The sequence below is a fragment of the Streptomyces sp. NPDC086519 genome, assembly GCF_040686075.1.
GTDB classification, from domain to species: domain Bacteria; phylum Actinomycetota; class Actinomycetes; order Streptomycetales; family Streptomycetaceae; genus Streptomyces; species Streptomyces shenzhenensis.
Map to the genome: position 1 here is coordinate 1 of NZ_JBFBJL010000085.1, position 23915 is coordinate 23915.

A 23915-nucleotide genomic window follows, 5' to 3' on the forward strand; every position below is an offset into this window, starting at 1 on the left:
GCACTGCAGCGCTCGTTCTTTTCAGGGGCGCGGGGAACTGCGCGAACGACCCCCACGCACCCGCGGCCGAAACACGACCCTCAGCAGACCTTCTCGTCTCCGCGGATGACGGAGGCCTCTTCCTGCGGCGCCGGCACATCCGCCCGCACCTTGCGGACGGTGCCCTTGAAGTCGGTCCCCACGGTCACCCGCAGCACCGGGCCCATCCCCGGCACGGCCCGCAGGACACTGCCCGGCAGCGCCGCCGCCAGTGAGCGGGCCGAGCGGTCCCAGCGTGGGTCGAAGGAGACCACCGTGCGCTTCAGGTCGCGCCGGGCGGCGCCCACCGGCCAGTGGTTCGTCGCGAAGCCCGTCGCCGCCAGCGCCGCGTCCATCCGCCGCGCCAGCCCCGCCGTGGGCGTGCCGTTCTCCACCTGGACCCGGATCCCCGCCGGCGCCACCTCCACCGTCGCCGGCGGCGGCACCTGCGGCTTCGGCGCATGCGTGGGCGCATGCGGCGGCGTGGGCGGCGGCGTGGGCGGCGCGAGCGGCCTGTCGTCGCGCAGGGACCGGAACAACTGGTCCGCCCCGGCCCGGTCCCACTTCAGCGTCGAGCCGATGCCCTTCACGGCGTACCCCATCTCCCCGATGGGAACGGTCGTGAACTCGGACGAGGACGGGGAGAAGTTGCGCATCGCCCGGCCCAGGTCCAGCAACTCGTCCGTGCCGAAGCCCGTGTCGGCCCGCACCGACCCCAGCACCGCCCGCGTCACGTCCCGGAACCTGATCGGGTTGAGCAGCACCCCGCTCGACGTCGCCTGCTCGATCATCGACGCCAGGAACCGCTGCTGCCGCTTCATCCGGCCCAGGTCGCTCGCCGCGTCGACGTGCCGGGAGCGCACGTACTGCAGGGCCTGGCCGCCGTTCAGGGTGTGCGTGCCGGGGGAGAGGTTCAGGCCGGTGTAGGAGTCCTTCAGCGGCTGCGCGGTGCAGACACGGACCCCGCCGAGCACGTCCACGGTCCGCATGAACGTGATGAAGTCGACCTCCAGGTAGTGGTCGATCTTCAGACGGGTCATGTCCTCGACCGTGCGGACGGTCAGCTGCGGGCCGCCCTCCGCGTAGGCCGCGTTCAGTTTGATGGGGTGGGCGGCGCGCGGGCGGTGCGTGGTCTCGTCGACCTGTGCGGGGACCTCGGCGTACGAGTCGCGCGGCAGGCTGACCACCGTCGCCCGTTTCCGGTCCGCCGAGATGTGCACGATCATGATCGTGTCGGTGCAGTGGCACGGCGCCCCGCCCAGCCGGTACTTGCGCCGCTCCCGCTCGGTGATCTTGTCGCGGCCGTCGGTGCCGACCAGCAGCACGTTCATGCCGTGGCCCGCGGCGGGACGGTTCTTCATGTCCTTGAAGGGGTCGACCCGGGCGATGTCCGCGTCCAGTCCGGCCATCACCGAGTGCCCGATCCCGGCCGACGCCAGCACCACCACGGAGAGTGTGGTGACCGCCCGCATGGCCCAGCGCGGCCGCCGGGGCCTTCTGGGTCGTACCGGCGGCCGCGGGGCCTGACGGGTGGGTTGCGGTCGGCGCTGCGGCCGGGCTGGCCGGACGGGGGACCGGGGCGGGCTGGCGGACAAGGGACACCTCCGGACGAGGCCGTACGCGGGATCCGTGAGCACCGTAGGCCGATACGACCTTCAGCCCGCCGCACCGCCCATGCGGCGCGCACCGGTGTCCCCCGTTCGCGGTAACGTGAGCCCCCTATGAACGCCAAGTCCGACGTGCGGCACCCCGCAGTTTCTGTGATCATGCCCGTCCTCGACGAGGAGCGGCATCTGCGCGGGGCCGTCCAAGCGATCCTCGCGCAGGAGTACGCCGGCGAGATGGAGGTCGTCATCGCCCTCGGTCCCTCCACGGACCGTACGGACGAGATCGCGGCCCAACTCGTGGCGGAAGACGCGCGCGTGCACACCGTCCCGAACCCGACCGGGCGCACCCCGGCCGCGCTGAACGCCGCGATCAAGGCCTCCCGGCATCCGATCGTGGTGCGCGTCGACGGCCACGGCATGCTCTCGCCGAACTACATCGCGACCGCCGTACGGCTCCTGGAGGAGACCGGCGCGCAGAACGTCGGCGGCGTCATGCACGCCGAGGGCGAGAACGCCTGGGAGCACGCGGTCGCGGCGGCCATGACCTCGAAGATCGGCGTCGGGAACGCGGCCTTCCACACGGGCGGCGTCGCCGGTCCCGCCGAGACCGTGTACCTGGGTGTCTTCCGGCGCGAGGCGCTGGAGCAACAGGGCGGCTACAACGAGGAGTTCATCCGCGCCCAGGACTGGGAGCTGAACTTCCGGATCCGGGAGGCCGGCGGGCTGATCTGGTTCTCGCCGGAGCTGAGGGTGTCGTACCGCCCGCGGCCGAGCGTGAAGGCGCTCGCCAAGCAGTACAAGGACTACGGCCGTTGGCGGCACGTCGTCGCCCGCTACCACGAGGGCTCCATCAACCTGCGCTACCTCGCCCCGCCGACCGCGGTGTGCGCGATAGCGGCGGGGATCCTCGTGGGGGCGCTGGTGACGCCGCTCGGGTTCGTCGTTCCCGGCGGCTACCTCGCGGCGATCGCCGCCGGGTCCCTCCCGGCCGGCAAGGGGCTGCCGCTGAAGGCGCGGCTGCAGATCCCCCTCGCCCTCGCCACCATGCACATGTCGTGGGGGTACGGCTTCCTGACCAGCCCCAAGTCGCTGGCGAAGCGGGTCATCGCGTCCCGTCGCCCCGCGGTGCTCAGCTCTTCGTCCAGCTGAGCACCGGCTGCCGTACGGCCCGGACTACCAGGTGTAGTCCGGGTCGACGTGCATGCAGGCCTTGGTGTCCGAGGCGTTGAGGGCGTTCGCCGACGCCGGCGTGGTGTCATCGTCGTCGGCGGTGTACGCGGTGCCCGAGCGCCAGTCGGCGCCGACGACCACCGTGACCCCGTCGACGGCCGTCGACTTCTTCACCTGGCCGGTGGAGATGCCCAGCGCCTCGGCGACCCGCTGGGCGTCGCCCGCCAGGTCCGCGCTCGGATAGCGGACCAGCGTCTGTTCCTCGCTCAGCAGCGCCGTGCCGTCGGCCGCCGCCTTGGTGAACCCCTTGCCGGCCAGCAGTTCGGTGACGGCGGCGGCCCGGCCGGTGACGGCGGACTCGGTGCCGCTCCTGGTGCCGTTCTGCACCTGTACGGCGATCTCGTCGTCGGCCGCGGCCTTGTCGGTGACCTTCGTCGTGGCCGACGTCGTCGTCTTCTTCTTGTCCTTGCCGTCCAGCGCGATGTCCTCGCGGACCAGCCGCCACAGCTTGGCCGCGTCGGTGGGCTTGGGCAGGACGCGGTTGCCGTCGGAGGAGTACACGTACGGCATCGTCGTCATGGTGATGCGGTCGGTGGGGACCTTCTTCAGCTCCTTGCCGAGGTCGTAGAGCCTGGTGACCGAGCCGAGGCCGGTGTCGACCGTGAGCGCCTTGGTGGCCGTCTCGGCGAGCCCCAGGAGCTTGTCGGGGTTGCTGAGGGTGGCGTTGGAGCGCAACTGGCGGACCATCGAGTTCATGTACATGTGCTGGGCCTTGGTGCGGGCTATGTCGCTGCCGTCCTCGAAGCCGTAACGGGTGCGCAGCCATTGCAGGGCCTGCTTTCCCTTGACCGAGGTGGTGCCCTTCCTCAGCTTCAGGCCGGAGCCGTGGCCGGAGGAGGTGTGCGAGTAGATGTCGGCGTCGACGCACACCGGCACCCCGCCGATCGCGTCCGCCATGGACACCACGCCCGAGAAGTCGACCATCATGAAGTGGTCGATGTGGATGTCGGTGAGCTTCTCCCAGGTGGCGACCGTGCAGCCGGGCCCGCCGCGTTCCAGGGACGCGTTGGTCATGGTGTCGGTGGTGGCCGCGTACACCTTGCCGGTGTCGGGGTCGGTGCACTTGGGGATGGAGACCAGGGTGTCGCGAGGCATGGACACCACCGACATGTCGGTGCGGTCCGCGGAGACGTGCAGCAGCATCTGGACGTCGGCGCGGGCCGCGGTGCCGATGTCCTTGGCACCGCCCAGCTTCACGTTCTCCGCGGTGTTCCGGGCGTCGGAGCCGATCAGCAGGATGTTCAGCGGGGTCTGGCCGGCCGCGTTCGCCTTGGTCCTGGTCGCGCGGTCCTTGGCGTCGGCGTTGTTGAGGTTCTCCTTCTTGATGTTGCCGTTGAGGTGCTCGTAGTACAGGTATCCGGCGGTGGCGGTGCCGGCCATGGCCAGCACCAGGATCGAGGACGACCAGCGGAGGATCCGGCGTCTGCGGCGCTTGCGGTCGCCGTCCGCGCCGCGTCTGCTCTGCCGGCCGTCACCGTCCTGCGGCGTGAGGGACATGGCGTCCTCGACCGCGGACACCACGTCGGACACCTCCCCCCGCACACTGCTGCGCACCACGTCGCCCGCCCTCCCGCTCGCCCCTGCCACCGCACCCGGAACGTCCGGGCACCTGAGCACGGCGGCAGTGTCATGCAGACGCTTAGGAGTTACCTGTGCCCGCCTGTGCGGACCTGCGTGCTCCGGCTACCGAGCACCGGTGCGCTCCCGCTACCGAGGACCTGTGCGCTCCCGCTACCAGCGATAGGGCGCGTACACGTCCATGCACTGCTTGGTGTCCGAACCGTTGATCGCGTCGGCGTTGTCCGGCAGGTCACCGGCCTTCGGCGCGGACTGCTTCGGGTACGCCGTCCCGTCCCGCCAGTCGGCGCCGACGACGAGTGTGACCCCCGACACGTCGGTGGTCTGCTGCACCTGGTCGGTGGGGATCCCCAGCGCCTTGGCGACCGCCTGGGCGTCGCCCTTCAAGTCCGCGCTCGGGTACTGGACGGCCGTCTTCTCCACGGACTCCGCGGCCGCCGAGGTGTCCGCCGCGGCCCTGCTGTAGCCCTTGGCGGCCAGTTCCTGGGCGAGTGCCCGCGCCCGGCCGCCGACCGGGGCCTTGGTGGCGCTGCCGGTGGCGTTGCGCACCAGCACGCCCAGGCTGCCCGTGGAGACGGACGGCTCCTCGGTGGGCTGGGCGCTCGCCGGGGTCTTCTTCTTGCTCTCCTTGGCGGAGCCGTTCTTGTCGAGCGCCACGTCGTCGCGGAGCATCCGCCATATCTTGTCGGCGCCGGCGGCGTCCGGCACGACGTGATCCTTGTTCTGCGGGTCCTCGACGTTCGGCATCGTCAGGCTGGTGATGCGGTTGGTCGGCACCGACTTGAGCTGCATGGCCAGGTCGTACAGTTTCTTCGGCGTGCCGATCTCCTCGGAGACCGTCAGGGACTTGGTGGCCGCCTCGGCCAGGTCCATCAGCCTGCCGGTGTCGGTGAAGACGTTCTGGCCCTTCAGCGTGCGGATCATCGAGTTCAGGTACATGTGCTGGGCCCGGGCCCGCATCAGGTCGCTGCCCCAGGCGTGCCGGGTGCGCAGCCACTGCAGGGCCTTCTCGCCCTTCACCTTGTGCGTGCCGGCCGTCATCTTCAGCCCGGAGCCGCCGGGCACCGCGGCCGTCGGCCGGTCCCACACGTTCTGGTTCACACAGACGTCGACGCCTCCGATGGCGTCCGCCATGTTCACCACGCCGGAGAAGTCGATCGTGATCCAGTGGTCGATGTAGACCCCGGTGAGGTTCTCCCAGGTGGCCAGTGTGCAGCCGGCGCCGCCGCGGGCCAGCGACTCGTTGATGATGGTGTTGGTCGCCGGATACACCTTGCCGGTCTTCGGGTCCGTGCACTTGGGTATGTCGACGCGGGTGTCCCGGGGGATGCTCACCATCGCCGCGCTCTTGCGGTCCGCCGACAGGTGGATCAGCATCTGCACGTCGCCGAGCGGCGGGCTGCCCCGGTCGTACTTGGCGCCGCCGAGCTTCACGTTCTCGTCGGAGTTACGGCTGTCGGAGCCGATCAGCAGGATGTTCATCGGCGTCTGACCGGCCGCGTTGGCGGAGGTCTTCCGTGCCTTGGCGTCGCCGCTGCTGCGCTCGCCCTTGTGGATGTTGCCGTTCAGGTGCTGGTAGTAGAGGTAGCCGGCACCGGCCGTACCGAGGACCACCACCGAGAGCACGGTCGCCGACCAGCGCAGCACCCGCCGGCCGCGCCCGCGCCGACCGCCGGTCGAGCCGTCCTTGTGGCGTCCGTCGCCGGATCCGGGTCTGTCCGGTGTCCCGGGTGCCTTCGGTGCGAGGGACATCGTGTCCTCGACCGCAGGCACCTCCCTCCGCACATCGCTCTGCGTCAACTCCCTGCCCTCCCCACCCTGCGCCCTGCGCACACGGGCCCGCCGCCACGCCCCCCGTCGGACGCCACACGGACCACACGGGTCCGCCCCGCGCCCGGTTAGACGCGCGACGGACCCATAGGGTTACCTGCTTATTCGCGGTTACTTGGTGGTCGTGCCGCGTAACTCTTCGTCGCGGCGCCCTACTTGGCGCAGGTCACCTTGTCCGCCGTTGTCTTGCTGTCCACGTCCGGCGCCTTTGTCGGAGTGGTGAGGGAGACTCCCGCCCCCTGGAAGTCCTTGCCCAGCGTCAGTGTGATCGCGGGCAGGCCCTGGGAGTTGGTCACGCTCTTGCCGGGCTTCATCGCGGAGCCGGACAGCCCCATGAGGCCGGCCAGTTCGCGCGCCTGATCGGCCTGGGCGGGCGCGTACTCCAGAGTGGTCCTGCTGAGGGTGGTGCCCGCGTTGCCGGCGTTCTCCGACTTGAGGACGCCCTGCTGGTTCTGTAGCCAGCTGAGGGTCTCCTGGGCGCTGCCGGCCGCGGCCCCGCCGTTGAGGATCCGCACCCGCACCTCGGAGGCCGCCGACTTGGTGCCCTTCAGACGGGCGGCCGCCGCGTCCTTGCCGGCCTGTGCCTGCTTCTTCTTGACGGCCGTGAAGGAGACGTCGTCCTTGATCGCCTGGAAGACGGCGGGGGCCTTCGTCTCGTTGAGCACGACGGTCGCCTTCACCTTCTCCGCCGGGTTGTCCAGCACCGGGATGGTGGTGAAGGTCAGGTTCTTCGGGTTGAGCTTGCCGAGTTCCAGACCCAGGTCCTTCAGCTTGTAGATGCTGTCCAGCTTGGAGTCGACGGTGAGCGCCTTGGTGCCGACCTCGGCCAGCTTCAGCAGCTTGGTCGGGCTGGTGAGCGTCGAGTTGGAGCTGAGCTTGCGCATCAGGGCGCTGAGGAACTGCTGCTGGAGCTGGATCCGGCTCAGGTCGCCGCCGAAGCCGACCGAGTGCCGGGTGCGCACGAACGCCAGCGCGGTCTCGCCGGAGATGTTGTGGGTGCCCTTGGACAGCTTCAGATGCGAGTCCGAGTCGTCGATGTCCTTGGCGAGACACACCTCGACCCCGCCGACCGCGTCGGTCAGCGTCTTCACCGCGTTGAAGTCGGCCACCATGAAGTTGTCGGCCTGGATCCCGGTCAGCTCGGTCACCGTGCGCACGGTGCAGCTGGCGGTACGGCCGTCCTGGCCGAGGCTGGTGTTGAAGCGGACGTTCTCGGTGCCCGCGATGACCTTCTCGGTCCCGTCCGACTGCTGCGTCTGGCAGTCGGGCACGTCGACGATGAGGTCCCGCGGAATGCTCAACGCGGTGGCGTTGGAGCGGTCCTTGGAGATGTGCAGCAGGATCGTGGTGTCGGCGTGCCCGACGCTGCCGGCGTCGCCGTAGCCCTCGTTGCCCGAGCCCGTCCGCTTGTCGGTGCCGATGACCAGCAGGTTGATCGCCTTGTCCTTGCTGAAACCACCGGTGCTCGCGCCGTCGTCGGAGACGGACGTTATGTTGTCGTTGAGGTGCTTGATGTAGAGGTAGCCGGCGGCCGAGACGGCGACCAGTACGAAGGCCATCGACCCGCCGGTCCACAGCAGGGCCTTCTTGGCCTTCGACTTCTTCTTCGCCGGCCGCCGCGAACGACGCCCCGCGGGCGGCTCGGGCTCGGCGCGCCGCCTGCGCTGCCCCGGCACCTCCGGGCTCGCGGTCTGCCGCGTACCGCGCGCGGTGCTGTCCGGCGGGGCCGGTCTGCGCGGTCCGGGTACCGACGACTGCGGTGCGGAAGGCGCCAGTCGCAGTTCGTATTCACCGGTGTTCGGATTGAGCACCCACTGGTCTGCGGGATCGATGTCGTCCGCCCGCCCACGGCCTTGCGCGTCCACGGTTGTCCGAATCCTCCGTCGGGGCCACGCGGCGCCTTCCCCCCACCAAGGCGCTCGGTCACGTTTCGCAGTGCACGACCCCAGGACAGACCTCGCGGCCGGGTGCACCGGAGCGCTCACACTATCCGCCCAGTTCAGCGTGGAGTGACGCCAGTGACAAATTCATCCTCCCTACATGCGGGCAATCCATCTCAATTGACTGACATCGAACGGCACGGAAGTTCGCCGCCTTGGCGTGTGCTTTACGCGCAACTGTCCTCGGCGGCGGTGTTACCGCGGAACGTGGTCGCCTGGGAGTCCTCGGCGGGGTTCTTCTTGGCGACCTTCACCGGCCGGTCCGCCCGCAGCAGCGCGAACAGCGCGTCCGCCCGGCCCGCCACCAGCTGGTCCCGGTTGGCGTCGTACACATACGGCTCCCGCGGCACGGTCAGGAACCGCACCTGGTCCGTGGGGATCTCCCGGAGCCCGCGAACCAGCTGGTACAGCCCCCGCAGACTGGCCAGCTCCGGATCGGTGGTGAGCGCGGAGGTCGCCGCGTCCAGCAGCGGATAGAGCTTCGCCGGATTCAGCAGTACGCCACTGCTCCGCACCTTTTTGACGAGCGCCCCCAGAAACTGCTGCTGGCGGTCCATCCGCCCGGTGTCACTGCCGTCCCCGAGCGACTTGCGCACCCGTACGTACCCCAGCGCCTGCTCCCCGTCGAGGGTGACCCGCCCGGCGGGCAGCCGCAGCTTGGCCGCCTTGTCGTTGATCGGCTTCTTCAGGCACACCTGCACCCCGTCGACCGCGTCGACCATGTTCTTGAACCCGCTGAAGTCGACGACGACGTGGTGATCGATCCGGATGTTCGTGAGCTTCTCGACGGTACGGATGGTGCAGGCCGACCCCCCCACCGCGAACGCCGAGTTGAACAGCGTGAACGAGGGATCGCTGCGCCGCCCGTCCGCGCGCAGGCAGCCGGGCACGTGCACCATCAGGTCCCGGGGCAGCGAGACGGCGGTGGCGCTGCGCCGGTCACGGGCGAGATGCAGCAGGATCGTGGTGTCGGAGCGCTCGGTGCCCGAGTCCTTGCCGTAGCGGCCGTTGCCGTTTCCGGCGCGCGTGTCCGACCCGATGAGGAGGATGTTCTGCGCGCCCCGCACCAGCGCGGTGGGCCGCTCCCGCTCGTACCGGGCGAGTTCGGCCTCGGCCGCGTCGTCGGCGGTGATGTTGTGACTGAGCTTCGCGTACAGGGCCCAGCCGCCGCCGACGGCCCCCACGAGCAGCATCCCGGCACCGAGGGCCGCCCCCCGCACCCAACGCCGCCGACGCCGCCGGGCAAGCCCGTTCCCGGTGGCGGATGCCCCTACGACGTCGGTCACTCCTCAACAGTGCCCCGGCGCGGGAGCGGAGGCGGCGGCAACTACTCCACGCGGGTGCCCGGTCCCCGTTTCCCGGGGGCGTGGGGTCGTGCCGCTGTGCGGCTGCGCCGGGTGGGCGCGACCGGTCGTGGGGGTGTCTGGTCCCACCTTCTTGGGGGGCGCGGGGCTGTGCCGAGATGCGGCTGCGCCGGGTGGGCGCGAACGGCCCCCCACCGGACCGCGGCCGGACAACGACCTCAGCGAGCGGACGCAGTGACCCGCTCGCTGTCGATCCGCTTCGCGATCCCTTCCGCATCCAGTTCGTCCAGATGCCGGCACAGCACCACCGACCCCCCGACCGCGAGCGGCGCGTACAGCCCCGCGCTCAGCCCCTCCCACGTGTCGTACCCCAGCCCCGACAGCAGCCGGGAGCCAGGCCCGGTCAGATCCAGCCCCGCCGCGTCCCCGAGCGCCCGCTCCACGACCTCGGCCCCGCTCAGCTCCGCCCCCGCCACGATCAACGCGGGCTCCTCCGCGTCCACCGGCGAGAACGGCATGAACCGGTCCCCCTGACCCGGCACCTCGACGGCGTAGTCGACGAACCCCTCCGGCGTCCTCGGGAACCGCCCGCCCAGCGGCCGCAGCGCGAGTGCGACCCGCTCCCCCCGGCACGCCCGCGCCGCCTCCAGCGACTCCGGCCCGCTCACCACCACGTCGGCCGCCGCCGGCTTCCCGGCCATGTCGGCGATCGCGCCCACCGACGAACAGGCCAGCAACCACACCGCCGTCTGCCAGTGCGCGGGCAGCAGCAGGGCCACCCGGTCGCCCGGCCCCGCACCGAGGTCGCCTTGCAACAGATTCGCCGTCTTCGCCACCCAATTGGCGAAGGTGGCCACGGACAATTCGACGCGTTCGCCCGTCGCGTCGTCGTAGAAGGTCACCAGGGGGCGTCCGGGATCCGCGGCGAGCGCGGAACGCAGCAGGTCGGCAGGGGTGCGATCGGTGGCGTTCACCCGCGCAAGCGTACGCCGCGCCGGGCACCGGCACCGGCCGGCGGGGCCACCGGTTCGGCGTAACCGGGACCGACGGGGCGTCAGTTCCCGCATGGGCATGTCCGTCTGACTGTGCTCAATATCAGGGGCATGCGTGGATTCCTGACTTGCTCGATCGGCGTCACCTGCGCGGCGGCCCTCACCCTCCCGCCGGCCGTGCTGAACATGCCCTCCGCGGCCGCCGCACCCGCGGACCGGACCACGACGACGGCCCTCTCCGGCAGCACCCAGTCGCTGCCCCTCACCCCCCGCACCCGCGAACGCGTCCTCGGCCAGGCCCCCGAGCAGGGCGCGTACCGCGTCGACACACACCACTTCTCGCTCGTCGGCGTCGTCTGGGACAACCCGGGAACAGAACTGCACGGCAGGGTCCAGGTGCGCACCCGGTCCGCCGCCACCGGCCACTGGTCGGGCTGGCAGGACATCGACACGCACAACGCCGACCCGGACACGGCGGAGGCCGCCTCCGGCCGGGTGCACGGCGCCACCGCGCCCCTGTGGGTGGGCGACTCGAACGGAGTCGACGTACGCGTGCGCGCCCAAGCGGATGCCGGCCCCGGCGACGACTCCGACGACGGCCTCGGTGACGACTCCGACGACGGCCTCGGTGACGGCTCCGGCGACCGTTCCAGTGACGGCCTCGATGACGACTCCGGCGACGGCCTCGGTGACGGGCTCGGTGACGATCCCGCCGACGATTCCGCTCCGCACGGCGGCGGCCTCGGCATCGGGCGTGATCTGCTCCCGGCCGGCCTGCGCCTCGAACTCGTCGACCCCGGCGACGACGCCCCGTCCCAGAGCCCGCCCGGCGACAGCGCCCGTACCGACACCGCGGGCGACACCGCGGCCGACTCGGCGGACGCGGTCAACGCCGGCCTGGTGTCGTTCGCCGCCACCGAGATCCCCGCGCTGAGCCGGGAGGACACCGAACGCGAACTCCGGGAACTGAACGGCGCCGACGCCTCGCTCGCCAAGCCCTACATCGGGCCGCGCCCCAGGATCGTCACCCGCCGCGGCTGGGGCGCCGACGAGTCGCTGCGCGAGAAGGGGTTCGTCTACACCGGGAAGATCAAGGCGGCCTTCGTCCACCACACCGCCTCCGGCAACGGCTACCGCTGCTCCGAGGCCCCGTCCGTCATCCGCAGTATCTACCGCTACCACGTCGTGAGCAGGGGCTGGCGGGACATCGGCTACAACTTCCTCGTCGACAAGTGCGGAACCATCTACGAGGGCCGCGCCGGGGGAGCGGCGAACGCCGTCAGAGGCGCCCACACCCTCGGGTTCAACGACCACAGCATGGGTATCGCGGTGATCGGTACGTACGGCTCGCACAAGCCGTCCGCGGCCGCCGTGACCGCCGTCGCCAGGCTCACCGCCTGGAAGCTCGGGATCTTCGGGGCCAATCCGAAGGGAAAGACATATCTGACGTCCGGGGGTGGCAATCTCTACCCAAAGGGGAAGAACGTACGACTGAACGTGATCTCCGGCCACCGGGACGGGTACGCCACCGACTGCCCAGGCGCCGAGCTCTACGCCAAGCTCGGCTCGGCCCGGACCACCTCCGCGCACCTGCAGGGACGCTGAGTACGGGGCCCGCGTTCACCGCCGTCGGGGGCAGTCGGGGGAAACCGCACACCCATGCCGCGTGGCACCGCGCGGTGGTCGAGGGCGCCGTCGCACGGTCTGCATACACTGGCCGGCCGACAGAGAGTTCGGCCGGTCCCGGCAGGAAGCAGAGACGACAGGTGACAGAAGCGATCCTCCTGGTCGGCGGCAAAGGCACCCGGCTGCGCCCGCTCACGGTCCACACGCCCAAGCCGATGGTCCCGGCGGCCGGCGTGCCGTTCCTGACCCACCAGCTGGCCAGAGCCAGAGCCGCGGGCGTGGAGCACATCGTCCTCGCCACGAGCTATCTGGCGGACGTCTTCGAACCGTACTTCGGCGACGGCGCGGCACTCGGCCTGCACATCGAGTACGTCACCGAGGACGAACCGCTCGGCACCGGCGGCGCGATCCGCAACGTGGCCGCCCGGCTGCACTCCGGTCCGGACGAGCCGGTCCTGATCTTCAACGGCGACATCCTGACGGGCCTGGACATCAGCGCCCTGGTGGCCACCCACGAGTCGACGTCCGCCGACGTCTCCCTGCACCTCACCCAGGTGACGGACCCCCGCGCGTACGGCCTCGTCCCCACCGACGAGACAGGCAGGGTCCTGGCCTTCCTGGAGAAGCCGCAGACCCCCGAGGAGATCGTCACCGACCAGATCAACGCGGGGGCGTACGTCTTCCGCCGCTCGGTCATCGACACGATCCCGGCGGGCCGCCCGGTGTCCGTGGAGCGCGAGACCTTCCCCGAACTGCTCGCGGCCGGCGCCCACCTCCAGGGCATGGTCGACTCCACCTACTGGCTGGACCTCGGCACGCCCGCGGCCTTCGTCCGCGGCTCGGCGGACCTGGTTCTCGGCCGCGCCCCGTCCCCCGCGGTCCCCGGCCGCTGCGGCGACCGCCTCGTCCTCCCCACCGCCCGGGTCGCGGCGGACGCGAAGCTGACGGGGGGCACGGTGGTGGGCGAGGGCGCGTTCGTGGCGGAGGGCGCGCGGGTCTTCGGCTCGACCATCCTCCCGGGCGCCGTGATCGAACCCGGCGCCGTCATCACCGACTCCCTCATCGGCAACCGCGCCCGCGTCGGCGAACGCTCCGTCCTCACCGGCACGGTGATCGGCGACGGCGCGGTCATCGGCGCCGACAACGAACTGCGTGAGGGCGCCAGGGTGTGGTGCGACGCGAGGATCCCGGCGGGGGCGGTGCGGTTCTCGTCGGACCAGTAGTTGTGCGGCGGGGGCGGGGAGCCGTTCGTGGGGCTGCGCCCCGGACCGCGTTCGGGGAAGTGGTTCCACTGCGGGCGCGCGGGGGCTGATCGCGCAGTTCCCCGCGCCCCCGGACGGGGCGCTGCCCAGCCGCCCCTCTCAAAAGACTGCCTAGCTGCGGGCAGGCGTGCCGCAGGGCGGCACGGGTGGGCGCAGCGGCACCCCGCCGACGCGGGCGAGTGAAACCCCCGCGCCCCGGCCCCAGCCCACCCGCACGTCACAACCGGCCGATGTCGCCCCGCGTCATCCGCGGCGCTCTCCTCGCCGGCGTATGCCCACTCAGCAGAATCAACCGGGCCGCCCGATGCCGCTGCCCCGCATAAGGCTCCAGCAACCGCAGCATCACCTCGTCATCGGCATGCCGGTCCCCGGCCAGCGCCCACCCCACGATCCCCGGCAGGTGCAGGTCCCCGACCGTCACCGCGTCCGCCGCCCCATGACTGCGCTGCACGGTCTCCGCCGACGTCCACGGCCCCACCCCCGGCACCACCTCCAGCCGTGCCTGCGCCGCCTCCGCCGCCATCCCCGCGGCCTGCTCCAGCCGGGCGGCGACCCGCACCGCCCGCAGAATCGTCGAGGCCCGCTTGTCGTCGACGCCGGCCTTGTGCCACTCCCAGGACGGAATCAGCGCCCAGGTACGAGGCGCCGGCATCACCCACATCGGCCGCTCACCCACCCCCGCGGGGCCCGGCGCACGCTCCCCGAACCTCCGCACCAGCAACCGCCACGCCCGGTACGCCTCGTCGGTGGTGACCTTCTGCTCCAGGACCGACGGAATCAACGACTCCAGCACCAGCCCGGTCCGCGTCAGCCGCAACCCCGGCCGCCGGTGCCGGGCCGTCGCCACGACCCGGTGCCGGGGCACGAACACGGACGGGTCGTCGGCGGCACCGAGCAGTTCCGGCAACCGCTCCAGCAGCCACTCGCCCCCCGGCCCCCAGGCCTCCCCGCGCACCTCACCGCCGTACACGGCGACCCGCAGCGTGCCGGGCCCGGCAGGCGTCAGACTCGCCCGCCACACGGAACCGTCACGGGTGGCCCGGAACGTCGGATCCCCGGCACCCCGCCGCAGCGGCCCCAGCACCAGTCCGAGATCAAGCGGGCCTTCCGGCTTCCACATCCGGACCCGCCCCGGCGCGGCAGCCTGCCGAGGCACCCCGGCAGGCACGACGACCTGCCCACCCCGCACAGTCGTACGCGTGGGCCGAGGAGCGAAACGTCCAGCCACGTGAAAGATCCTAGGCCTCAGGCGCCCCGGCAGGGGCGCGGAGCTGTGTCCGACATGCGGCTGCCGCGGCGTGGGCGCGATCAACCCCCGCGACGTGCACTCGCCGGCGAACCGGTGGACCTTGAACCGAAGGCGGCAACAACTCACCGCACTTCGATGAAGTCCCCGGCCTCCCTCGGCGCTCTCGCCCTCGGCTCCTGCGCGGCCCTCCCCACCGCGACCGCCCCCATCGGCTCCCACCCCGCCGGCAGCGCCAGCACCTCCCGCACCACGTCCCGGCAGAACATCGTCGACGACACCCACGCCGACCCCAGCTGCTCCCCGGCCAGCGCGACCAGGAAGTTCTGCACCGCGGCCCCCATCGCGACCACGAACATCTCCCGCTCGGCGGCGTCGCGCCGCAGATCCCCGTACGTGTGCGACCCGTCCATCACCAGACAGGGCACGGCCAGGTACGGCGCGTTCCGCAGCACGTCCCCCCGCCGCACCCGCTTCGCGACGGACTCCTCCGACTTGCCGTCCTTCCTCAGGTCGGCGATCCACGCGTCCCGCATCGCGTCCAGCAGCCGCACGCGCGCCTCGGCCGACTCCAGCAGCACGAACCGCCACGGCGTCGTGTGATGCGGCGCCGGCGCGGTCACGGCCGCGGCGACCGCCCGCCGTACCGCCCCGGGGTCGACCGGCTCGTCGGTGAACGCCCGCACCGTCCGCCGCAGCGTCACCGCCTCGCGGACCGCCTCGGACGTCCCGAGCCGGAACATGTCGCTGCCCGCGTCCCGGACCAGCGCCCGCGCGCCGTCCCCGGCGTCGCCGGCGTCCGCCACGACATGCGCGAGGCCCCGCACCACGGCGACCGGCATCCCTGTCGCCTTGCCCTTCACCAGGTCACCGGCGGCGGCCAGTTCGTCGGCCGTGGCGACGACCGTCGCGGCCAGCGGATTGCCGTACGCGTCCGCGCCCCCGCGCAGATCGTCCAGCACCGCCACGCCGGCGGCGCCGATGGCGACGTCCGTGAGCCCCGAGCGCCAGGGGCGCCCGAACGTGTCCGTGACGATCACCCCGACGTTGACGCCCAGCGCGTCCCGCAGGCCCGCGCGGACCGCACGCGCCGAGGCGTCGGGGTCCTCGGGCAGCAACAGCACGGTCCCGGCCGGGGTGTTGGACGCGTCCACCCCGGCCGCCGCCATGACCAGCCCCTGCCGGTTCTCCACGATCCGCAGGGGCCCGCGCCGGGCCACCACCCGCACGGTCTCGGCGTCGATCGCCGCCTCCCGGTCGGCCGCCTCGACGATCCGCCCCTCGGCCTTGGAGACGATCTTGGAGGTGACGATCACCACGTCACCGTCGGCCAGCCCCGGCTCCGCCGCGGCGATCAGCTTCGCCAGGTCCTCGCCCTCCTGCACCTCGGGGATCCCGGGCAGCGCCCACACCCGGTACGCGGGCACCGCGTCGGCCGCAGCGGTCGTGTCGTCGGTCGCGTCGGTCATGCCCCGCGCACCTCCTCGGCCAGCGCCAGCGCCTCCCGGGCCATCTGCGCGGCCGCGTCCAGGTCCGTCATCATCAGCGGTACGGCCCGGCAGCGGATGCCGGCCTCCTCCACGCGCGCGACGCTGCCCGCGTCCACGGAGTCGACGAGCCAGCCGTCCAGGAGCCCGGAGCCGTAGTGCTCGGCGACCGCCGCCGCCGTCGACTCCACGCCCACCGCCGCGAGCACCTTGTCGGCCATCCCGCGCACCGGGGCGTCCCCGACGATGGGGGAGAGGCCCACCACCGGCACCCCGGCGTCCGCGATCGCCTCCCGGATGCCGGGCACCGCGAGGATCGTGCCGACGGAGACCACCGGGTTGGACGGCGGGAAGAGGATCACGTCCGCCGCGGCGATGGCCTCCAGGACGCCGGGCGCCGGCTTGGACTGCTCGGCGCCCACGGGCACGACCGCCTCGGCGGGGACGCCCGCCCGCAGCCGTACCCAGTACTCCTGGAAGTGCACGGCCTTGCGCTCGCCGTCGACCTCGACGGCCACATGGGTCTCGACCCGGTCGTCGGTCATCGGGATCAGCTTCACGCCCGGCTTCCAGCGGTCGCACAGCGCCTCGGTCACCGCGCTGAGCGGATATCCGGCGCCCAGCATCTGGGAGCGCACGATGTGCGTCGCGAAGTCCCGGTCACCGAGCCCGAACCACTCGGGCCCCACCCCGTAGGCGGCGAGCTCCTCCTTGAGGTGGAAGGTCTCGTCGGCCCGCCCCCAGCCCTGCTCCTCGTTGATGCCGCCACCGAGCGTGTACATCACCGTGTCGAGGTCCGGGCAGACCTTCAGCCCGAAGAGGTGGATGTCGTCCCCGGTGTTGCCGATGACGGTCACCTCGGCGTCCGGCACGGCCTGCTTCAGACCGCGCAGGAACCGGGCACCGCCGATGCCGCCTGCCAGAACCACAATGCGCATGCGCCAAGTCTTGCAGGCTGGTCCGACAACGCGTCACGCAGTCACGGGACGGGCCTCGCAAGCGGCGGCGGACGCCGTGTGCATCGGCATCTCGGTCAGCCCCGGGTAGTAGACGTGCAGGCTCACCGCCGGCTCCAGTGCGTCGTTCACCACCTCGTGCGCGTACCCCGGCGCGAACACCCGTTGTGCACCGGCGCCCAACGCGCGTGTGCCGCGCTCGGTGCGTTCGGTGAGCGCGCCCTCCAGGACCGTCAGCACGCCGGAGGAGCGGCCGTGGTCGTGCAGTCCGCTGCCCTGTCCGGGCACCCAGGACAGCAGCCACACCTCGTAGCCGGGGCCGGTGCGCAGCCGGTGGTACCAGCGGCTGGTCGCGTCGTACCGGACGAGGTGCTCCCACTGCGCGCGGTCGGCGGCGATCGCGCGGGCGAGCCCGACGAACTCGGCCACGGTGACCGGGTGCTCGCGCGGGGGCTGCAGCAGGTGCGTGACTTCGAGGATGTCGCCGGCGATCTGGAGGTCGCTGTCGCTGTTCATGGGGTGCGGTGGTTCCTCAGTGAAGGAGGTCAGCGGGGAACGAAAAGCGAAGACCGAGTCCGGGGGACTCGGTCTGCAGCCGGAGCGGGAGCGGTCGGACACCGCCACGGCTCAACAGCTGGAACAGCAACAGCTACAGCGAGCACGGGCAGCACCGTGGGACCCGGCGGTGCGGGTCGAGGTGAGTGCCAAGTTCGCGAGCATGCCCACAAGAACATCGGTTCACACCTCCCGTGTCAACTCGACGCCCGGTATGTGGGACACGGTTCACCTCATCCGGTCCATCTCGCAGCCGAAAGGTTTGCTCAGCGGGCACCCGGGACACATGGCGCACAACCGGGCGAGCGAGCCGCTTCGGAACGCGATCGAACATCTGGGCGTCCTTCTCCGTACAACCTCTGTATGGGGTCGGAGGCCCGCGCGGGGCCTCGTCTGCATATCAAGGTTTATGGCGATTTGAACACTTTCCGCACGGCCTTGGTTCCGCAGAGTGAATAACGGGCCCAATAGCAGATCTCGGCTTGACTCGCCCGGAGCAGCACACTTGTAATTTCACTCGTGTCGTTCAGCCGAAATCGGTAACGGCCAGGCACGGGGACGTGAAAGACAGACGAGGGGCGCACATGACCGAGCTGGTGCAGCAACTGCTGGTCGACGACGCGGACGAGGAACTCGGCTGGCAGGAGCGCGCGCTGTGCGCCCAGACCGACCCCGAGTCCTTCTTCCCCGAGAAGGGCGGCTCCACCAGAGAGGCCAAGAAGGTCTGCCTCGCCTGCGAGGTGCGCTCCGAGTGCCTTGAGTACGCCCTCGCCAACGACGAGCGGTTCGGTATCTGGGGCGGACTGTCCGAGCGGGAGCGCCGCCGCCTCAAGAAGGCCGCCGTCTGAAGCGGACGGCGAGCCGGGTGTCCGAGCCGGACGTCCACACAACGCACACATCCGAGCTGCGCGAACGGCCCGTCGCCGGTGGTTGTCCACAGGCGGCGGGCCGTCGACATGCCCAGCCGATAGTGTGGTCGCTCGTCCGAGACGCCTCGCCGCCACCAGCGGGCGCAGGAGTCCACCGCAGTCCATCGAACCGGGGCCCGTACCTCGATGTCCGTGCACAGCCACACGGCAGCCCAAGAGACGGCTGCCACAGCGGGGTTTGACCCAACCCGCCCGCCTGAGTTTCCGCGTCACGTGGTGACAGCGGTGATCGTCTCCCACGACGGCGCCCGCTGGCTGCCCGACGCGCTCGCCGGGCTGCTCGGCCAGGAGCGCCCCGTCCAGTACGCGGTGGCGGCCGACACCGGCAGCGCGGACGACTCCGCCCAGCAGCTCACCGCGTCCCTCGGCGACGCCAACGTCCTGCACCTCGCCCGCCGCACCGGCTTCGGCCAGGCCGTCGAGGAGGCGAGCCGCACCGCGCCCGTCCTCACTCCGGACGACCTGCCGTACCTGAAGCGGCCCAGCGGCTGGGACCCGGTCAACCGGCAGTGGCGCGACGACGCCTACGACATGCCCGAGCTGCCGTACGGCGAGCCGGTCCAGTGGCTGTGGCTGCTGCACGACGACTGCGCCCCGGAACCCGAAGCCCTGGCGCAGCTGCTGCGGGTCGTGGACAACGAGATGGAGCTGGGCCGCGACGACGTGGCGGTCGTCGGCCCCAAGCTGCGCGGCTGGTACGACCGCAGGCAGCTGCTGGAGGTCGGCGTCACCATCGCCAACTCCGGCCGCCGCTGGACCGGCCTGGACCGCCGTGAGCAGGACCAGGGCCAGCACGACCACGTCCGGCCGGTGCTCTCCGTCTCCACCGCCGGCATGCTGATCCGCCGCGACGTCTTCGAGGAGCTCGGCGGCTTCGACCGCCGGCTGCCCCTGATGCGCGACGACGTCGACCTGTGCTGGCGCGCGAACAACGCGGGCCACCGTGTCCTGGTCGCTCCCGAGGCCGTCGTACGGCACGCCGAGGCCGCTTCCCGCGAGCGCCGCACCGTCGACTGCGCCGGCCGCACCAGCGCCTCCCCGCACAAGGTCGACAAGGCCGGCGCCATCTACACCCTGCTGGTCAACGCCCGTACGGCCGCGCTGCCCTGGATCCTGCTCCGCCTGGTCCTCGGCACCCTGCTGCGCACCGTCGCCTACCTCGTCGGCAAGGTCCCGGGGCAGGCCCTCGACGAGATCCGCGGCCTGCTGGGCACCCTGCTGCGGCCCGAGCGGATCATCGCCGGGCGGCGCAGGCGCGGCCGCTCCCACCTCGACAAGGGCGAGCTGCGCCCCCTGTTCCCGCCGCCCGGCGCCACCGTCCGGGCCACCGTCGAGCAGGTCGCGGGCAACTTCTTCGGCGGCGACGACGAGATCTCCGCGGCCGGCCGGCACGGCGGTGCCGTCGAGTCCGGGCCCGGCGGCGACGACGCCGAATTCCTGGAGATCGAGCAGTTCGCCCGCCTCAGGCGCATCGCCCGCAAGCCGGGCCCGGTGCTCTTCCTGGTGCTGCTGCTGATCTCGCTGGCCGCCTGCCGCGCCCTGCTCGGCTCCGGCGCGCTCGCGGGCGGCGCCCTGCTGCCCGCCCCGGGCACCGCGAGCGAGCTGTGGTCGCGCTACCTGGACTCCTGGCACGCGGTCGGCGCCGGCGGCACCCCGGCCGCACCGCCGTACCTCGCGATCGTCGCCGCGCTGGCCTCCCTGCTGTTCGGCTCGACCGGGCTCGCGGTCACCGTGCTGCTGGTCGCCTCGGTACCGCTGGCCGGATTCACCGCCTACTTCGCCTCCCGCCCGCTGGTCACCTCCCGGCTGCTGCGCGCCTGGGCGGCCGTCGCCTACGCCTTCCTGCCCGCCGCCACCGGCGCCCTCGCGGGCGGCCGCATCGGCACCGCCGTCCTCGCGATCCTGCTGCCGTTGATCGCCCGCGCCGGCATCGCGGCCAGCGGCCTCGCGAACTCCTCCGGAGCACGCGGCAGTTGGCGCGCCACCTGGGCGTACGCGCTGCTGCTGACCATCACCACCGCGTTCACGCCGATCGTCTGGCCCATCGCCCTGGTCCTCGGCCTCGCCGTGCTCGCCGTCCGCCGCTCCGACCTCGTCGCCTCCGGCCTGCGGCTGCTGGCCCAGCTCGGCACCCCGCTGCTGGTCCTCGCCCCCTGGTCGCTGACCCTGCTGCCGTCCGGCTTCTTCAAGGAGGCCGGTCTGGAGTACGGCTCCTCGGCCGCCTCCGCCCTCGACCTGCTCGGCGCCAGCCCGGGCGGCCCCGGCACGGTCGACGGGCTGATGCTCATCGGTGTCGTGCTGGCCGCGCTCGCCGCCCTGCTGCGCTCCGAGCGCCAGTCGGCGGTCCGCACCGCCTGGGCGGTCGCCCTGGTCGCCCTGGTCTTCGCCGTGCTGTCCAACCAGTCCACCTGGGCCGGCCCCGCGACCCTCGTCTACGGCATCGCCCTCCTGTCCGCCGCCGCGCTCGGCGCGGACGGGGCGCGCTCGCGGGTCGCCGAGCAGAGCTTCGGCTGGCGCCAGCCGGTGGCCGCGCTGATCGCCTTCGCCTCCGCCGCGGGCCCGCTGCTGCTCGCCGCCGGCTGGATGATCGCGGGCGCCGACGGCCCGGTCGAACGGCGCGACCCCAGCCAGGTGCCCGCGTTCGTCGCCGAGGACAGCACCACCAGTGACCAGGTCCGCACCCTCGTCCTCGACAGCGACAGCACCGCGCGCGTGAGCTACATGCTGGTGCGCGGTTCCGGCGCCCGCATGGGAGACGCCGAGGCGGCCACCGCCGACGGCGAGAACGCCAGGCTCGACAAGGTGGTCGCCAACCTGGTCGCCGGCTCCGGCGCCGACCAGGCCGACGAGCTCGGCGGGTTCGCGGTGCGCTACGTCCTCGTCCACAAGGGCGCGCCGCGTGACATCACGCGCGTGCTGGACGCCACGCCCGGCCTGTCCCGGCTCAGCCAGCAGAACGGCAGCGCCCTGTGGCGCGTCGACCGGCAGGTCTCCCGCGCGGCCATCGTCTCGGCGAACGGCTCCGGCACCCCCGACTCCGTCCCCGCAGGGCCCGTCGACATCCACACCACCGTCCCGACCGGCGCCGACGGCCGCATCCTGCGCCTGGCCGACTCGGCCTCCCCGGGCTGGACGGCCACCCTGGACGGCAAGCCGCTCACCCGCACCACCGTCGACGGCTGGGCCCAGGGCTTCCGACTCCCCGCCGCCGGCGGGAAGCTGGACGTCACCTACGACACGCCGATCGCCCACACCGCCTGGCTGTGGGCGCAGGGCGCGCTCGCCGTCGTCCTGATCGTCCTCGCCCTCCCCGGCCGCCGCCGCGACGTCGACGACGACCTGCCCGAGGAGCAGCCGATCCCCGCCCAGGCCGTCGAGGGCGAGGGCCGCCGCGCCCGCCGCCTGCGCGCCCAGGCGGAGGCCGAGGAGGAGTTCCAGGAGGCCTCGGAGACCCCGGAGGACACCGACTTCCCGGCTGCCGAGGAGGAGCAGCCCGCGGTCGCGGTCCCGCACCAGCAGTCGTATGAGACGGGGGTCCCGCCGGGCGAGGACGGCCGAGCCTGGGGGAGCGATCCCGCCTCCTACCCGGCGGCCGACGGCTACGACACCGGCTACCCCGACCAGTACCAGGGCGCCGGCACCGGCCAGTACCAGACCGGCGGCTACGACCAGCAGACGTACGACCCGTACCAGACCGGCCAGTACGACCCGTACGCCTACGGCGGACAGCAGGGGCAGACGGCGTACGACCCGACGTACCAGCAGGGCTACGACCCCGCCTATGACCCGGCCGCCCAGCACCACCACGGCACCGGCGGCGAGCACCACGACGGGAGCCAGCAGTGAACCGCACCACCCTGTCCCTGCTCGCCGGTACGGCCGCCCTCGCGGCGGTCACCGGGTTCGCCGCGATCGACCAGCCGGCCGCGGCCCCCGCGCACACCGCCGACGCGGCCGCCCAGCTGCCCGTGGAGCGGACCACGCTGCTGTGCCCGGCGCCCAGCCTGTCCGACATCGCCGACACCTCGTACACGTCGTTCACGCCCGTCACCCAGGGCACCACGAGCGACGGCAAGGCCCAACTCCAGGCCGCCACCGAGCAGTCGGCGGACGGGACCGGCGGGGGCAAGAAGAAGGCCGCCAAGCCCGTGCTCACCCCCAGGACACCCGGCACCCCGGCCACCGGGGACACCTCCGGCGCCGACGGGCCCGCCTACGTCGGCACCGCCGAGGGCAAGTACGCCCCCGGCTGGACGGTCCAGGAGACCACCGAGGTCGCCGCGGGCACCGGGCGCGGCCTCCAGGGGGTCACCTGCACGGCGGCCGACACCGACTTCTGGTTCCCCGGCGCCAGCACGGCTACCAGCCGCACGGACTACGTGCACCTCACCAACCCCGACGACAGCGCCGCCGTGGTCGACATCGAGCTGTACGGCAAGGACGGCCAGCTCAAGTCCTCGGTGGGGGAGGGCATCACGGTCCAGCCGCACGCCAGTGAGCCGGTCCTGCTGTCGACGCTGACCGAGGAGAAGCAGACCGACCTGACCGTGCACGTGAGCGTGCGCAGCGGCCGGGTCGGCGCCAGCGTGCAGGCACTGGACGACAAGTCCGGCGGCGACTGGCTGGCCGCCGGCGCCGACCCGTCCGGCAGCCTGGTGCTGCCCGGCATCCCCAAGGACGCCACCGACGTCCGGCTGATCGCCTTCACCACCGGTGACAGCGACGCGGACCTGAAGGTGCGCCTCGCCTCCCCGGACGGCACGATCACCCCGGCCGGCAGCGAGACGCTGCACGTGAAGTCGGGCATGACCACCGCGACCGACCTCGGCGACGTCACCCGCGGCGAGGCGGGCTCGCTGATCCTCACGCCCAGCGACCAGTCGGTCCCGGTGGTGGCCGCCCTGCGCGTCACCCGCGGCAAGGGCAGCAACCAGGAGACCGCGTACATCCCGGCCACCGCGCCGGTCGGCACGCGCGCGACGTCCGCCGACAACAGCGGCAAGGGCACCACCCTCTCCCTGACCGCGCCCACCGGGACCGCCCAGGTCAAGGTCACGGCGTCGGCGGGCAGCGGCGGCGGCACGGCGGTGTCCAAGACGTTCACGATCAAGTCCGGCACCACCCAGAACGTCGACGCCCCGGTCCCGTCCGGTCTGAAGGGCACCTACGCCCTGACCGTGGAGACGGTCTCCGGTGGTCCGGTCTACGGCGCCCGCACCCTGGCGGCCACCGAGGGCGGCGTCCCGGGCTTCACGATCCAGACCCTCCCGGACGACCGCGGCACGGTGGCCGTACCGGAGGCGGACCAGGACGTGTCGGTCCTGCAGAAGTAGCGGCGGGCGGGGGCGCCGGGGG

16 protein-coding genes are annotated in these 23915 nt (G+C 72.2%); 6 read left to right on the forward strand and 10 right to left on the reverse strand.

Translation table 11 applies throughout. The features are described from left to right. Positions 1 to 80: 80 nt before the first annotated feature. A complete protein-coding gene (locus AB0P24_RS42865) occupies positions 81 to 1490 on the reverse strand; it encodes an LCP family protein (RefSeq protein ID WP_365803995.1) in 1410 nt (469 codons plus the stop codon). 249 nt (positions 1491 to 1739) lie between these two features. Here AB0P24_RS42865 and AB0P24_RS42870 point away from each other — a divergent pair, with 249 nt between their 5' ends. Then, positions 1740 to 2774 carry a glycosyltransferase family 2 protein gene (locus tag AB0P24_RS42870; protein WP_365803997.1) on the forward strand — a complete coding sequence of 345 codons (1035 nt, stop codon included), beginning with the start codon at positions 1740 to 1742 and terminating at the stop codon, positions 2772 to 2774. A gap of 24 nt (positions 2775 to 2798) precedes the next feature. Here the strand turns inward: AB0P24_RS42870 and AB0P24_RS42875 are convergent, their stop codons facing one another. From AB0P24_RS42875 to AB0P24_RS42895, 5 genes are all read right to left on the reverse strand, one after another. Continuing rightward, the gene (locus tag AB0P24_RS42875) at positions 2799 to 4352 is read right to left on the reverse strand and encodes an LCP family protein (protein WP_365804040.1); all 1554 of its coding nucleotides are present in this window, start codon (positions 4350 to 4352) and stop codon (positions 2799 to 2801) included. Between the two features lie 234 nt (positions 4353 to 4586). After that, positions 4587 to 6185 carry an LCP family protein gene (locus AB0P24_RS42880; RefSeq protein ID WP_365803999.1) on the reverse strand — a complete coding sequence of 533 codons (1599 nt, stop codon included), beginning with the start codon at positions 6183 to 6185 and terminating at the stop codon, positions 4587 to 4589. Between the two features lie 230 nt (positions 6186 to 6415). Continuing rightward, on the reverse strand, positions 6416 to 8128 hold the full coding sequence (locus AB0P24_RS42885; protein WP_365804001.1) for an LCP family protein: 1713 nt from the start codon (positions 8126 to 8128) through the stop codon (positions 6416 to 6418). Between the two features lie 242 nt (positions 8129 to 8370). Continuing rightward, positions 8371 to 9489, reverse strand: a complete 1119-nt coding sequence (locus tag AB0P24_RS42890; protein WP_365804003.1) for an LCP family protein — start codon at positions 9487 to 9489, stop codon at positions 8371 to 8373. 236 nt (positions 9490 to 9725) lie between these two features. Further along, positions 9726 to 10481: a TIGR03089 family protein gene (locus AB0P24_RS42895; protein WP_365804005.1), complete on the reverse strand. Its 756-nt coding sequence runs from the start codon at positions 10479 to 10481 to the stop codon at positions 9726 to 9728. Positions 10482 to 10610: 129 nt separating this feature from the next. Here AB0P24_RS42895 and AB0P24_RS42900 point away from each other — a divergent pair, with 129 nt between their 5' ends. Together AB0P24_RS42900 and AB0P24_RS42905 are read left to right on the forward strand one after the other, a co-directional pair. Further along, the gene (locus AB0P24_RS42900) at positions 10611 to 12104 is read left to right on the forward strand and encodes a peptidoglycan recognition protein (protein ID WP_365804007.1); all 1494 of its coding nucleotides are present in this window, start codon (positions 10611 to 10613) and stop codon (positions 12102 to 12104) included. Between the two features lie 161 nt (positions 12105 to 12265). Beyond that, positions 12266 to 13348, forward strand: coding sequence for an NDP-sugar synthase (locus AB0P24_RS42905; protein WP_365804009.1), 1083 nt, complete (start codon positions 12266 to 12268; stop codon positions 13346 to 13348). Between the two features lie 256 nt (positions 13349 to 13604). On the opposite strand, the gene AB0P24_RS42910 is transcribed toward AB0P24_RS42905, so the two are convergent. The 4 genes from AB0P24_RS42910 to AB0P24_RS42925 all read right to left on the reverse strand — a co-directional run bounded on the left by AB0P24_RS42910 (position 13605) and on the right by AB0P24_RS42925 (position 17592). Beyond that, positions 13605 to 14615, reverse strand: a complete 1011-nt coding sequence (locus AB0P24_RS42910; RefSeq protein ID WP_365804011.1) for a DNA-3-methyladenine glycosylase 2 family protein — start codon at positions 14613 to 14615, stop codon at positions 13605 to 13607. 143 nt (positions 14616 to 14758) lie between these two features. After that, positions 14759 to 16102, reverse strand: coding sequence for a coenzyme F420-0:L-glutamate ligase (locus tag AB0P24_RS42915; protein WP_365804013.1), 1344 nt, complete (start codon positions 16100 to 16102; stop codon positions 14759 to 14761). Beyond that, positions 16099 to 17058, reverse strand: coding sequence for a 2-phospho-L-lactate transferase (gene cofD, locus AB0P24_RS42920; protein ID WP_365804015.1), 960 nt, complete (start codon positions 17056 to 17058; stop codon positions 16099 to 16101). The genes AB0P24_RS42915 and cofD overlap by 4 nt, the downstream gene beginning before the upstream one ends. A gap of 33 nt (positions 17059 to 17091) precedes the next feature. After that, a complete protein-coding gene (locus AB0P24_RS42925; protein ID WP_365804017.1) occupies positions 17092 to 17592 on the reverse strand; it encodes a cysteine dioxygenase family protein in 501 nt (166 codons plus the stop codon). A gap of 623 nt (positions 17593 to 18215) precedes the next feature. Between AB0P24_RS42925 and AB0P24_RS42930 the strand changes: the two genes are divergently transcribed. The 3 genes from AB0P24_RS42930 to AB0P24_RS42940 all read left to right on the forward strand — a co-directional run bounded on the left by AB0P24_RS42930 (position 18216) and on the right by AB0P24_RS42940 (position 23893). Further along, entirely contained in the window at positions 18216 to 18479 is a 264-nt protein-coding gene (locus tag AB0P24_RS42930; RefSeq protein WP_003975777.1) for a WhiB family transcriptional regulator, read from the forward strand. A 207-nt stretch (positions 18480 to 18686) separates the two neighbouring features. After that, positions 18687 to 22406, forward strand: a complete 3720-nt coding sequence (locus AB0P24_RS42935) for a glycosyltransferase (RefSeq protein WP_365804018.1) — start codon at positions 18687 to 18689, stop codon at positions 22404 to 22406. Continuing rightward, on the forward strand, positions 22403 to 23893 hold the full coding sequence (locus tag AB0P24_RS42940) for a DUF5719 family protein (RefSeq protein ID WP_365804020.1): 1491 nt from the start codon (positions 22403 to 22405) through the stop codon (positions 23891 to 23893). Before AB0P24_RS42935 ends, AB0P24_RS42940 begins: the two co-directional genes overlap by 4 nt. The last annotated feature ends 22 nt before the right edge of the window (positions 23894 to 23915 follow it).

What these genes read in the sequence shown, in the direction of transcription:
- AB0P24_RS42870 (WP_365803997.1), top strand. Translation starts at nt 1,740, where the DNA reads ATGAACGCCAAGTCCGACGTGCGGCACCCCGCAGTTTCTGTGATCATG.
- AB0P24_RS42880 (WP_365803999.1), bottom strand. Translation starts at nt 6,185, where the DNA reads ATGTCCCTCGCACCGAAGGCACCCGGGACACCGGACAGACCCGGATCC.
- AB0P24_RS42900 (WP_365804007.1), top strand. Translation starts at nt 10,611, where the DNA reads ATGCGTGGATTCCTGACTTGCTCGATCGGCGTCACCTGCGCGGCGGCC.
- AB0P24_RS42935 (WP_365804018.1), top strand. Translation starts at nt 18,687, where the DNA reads ATGTCCGTGCACAGCCACACGGCAGCCCAAGAGACGGCTGCCACAGCG.
- AB0P24_RS42925 (WP_365804017.1), bottom strand. Translation starts at nt 17,592, where the DNA reads ATGAACAGCGACAGCGACCTCCAGATCGCCGGCGACATCCTCGAAGTC.
- AB0P24_RS42930 (WP_003975777.1), top strand. Translation starts at nt 18,216, where the DNA reads ATGACCGAGCTGGTGCAGCAACTGCTGGTCGACGACGCGGACGAGGAA.
- cofD (WP_365804015.1), bottom strand. Translation starts at nt 17,058, where the DNA reads ATGCGCATTGTGGTTCTGGCAGGCGGCATCGGCGGTGCCCGGTTCCTG.
- AB0P24_RS42865 (WP_365803995.1), bottom strand. Translation starts at nt 1,490, where the DNA reads ATGCGGGCGGTCACCACACTCTCCGTGGTGGTGCTGGCGTCGGCCGGG.
- AB0P24_RS42875 (WP_365804040.1), bottom strand. Translation starts at nt 4,352, where the DNA reads ATGTCCCTCACGCCGCAGGACGGTGACGGCCGGCAGAGCAGACGCGGC.
- AB0P24_RS42915 (WP_365804013.1), bottom strand. Translation starts at nt 16,102, where the DNA reads ATGACCGACGCGACCGACGACACGACCGCTGCGGCCGACGCGGTGCCC.